Below are 217 nucleotides of genomic sequence, written 5' to 3' on the forward strand. Positions count from 1 at the left end.
GTCTCGTGGATATTACGGCCGGTGGAAAGGTCCATCACGGTATCGCCACCCCAGCGAGTCGACCAGACTAGCTTCTCAACTTCTTCTTCAATCGAAGAGCTTACTGAAGAGTTACCGATATTGGCGTTCACCTTCACTAAGAAGTTTCTACCAATAATCATCGGTTCTGATTCTGGGTGGTTAATGTTTGAAGGGATAATAGCTCGACCTTCAGCAA

The 217-nt window shown here is 46.5% G+C and carries 1 protein-coding gene; it reads right to left on the reverse strand.

Features of this window, described 5'->3' with window-relative positions:
• Window positions 1-217, reverse strand: a 217-nt coding sequence (locus tag AB4486_RS24290) for a phosphomethylpyrimidine synthase ThiC (RefSeq protein WP_372119192.1), incomplete at both ends; no start/stop codon positions are given.

Source organism: Vibrio sp. 10N.222.55.C6, assembly GCF_041473395.1.
GTDB lineage: Bacteria > Pseudomonadota > Gammaproteobacteria > Enterobacterales > Vibrionaceae > Vibrio > Vibrio crassostreae_C.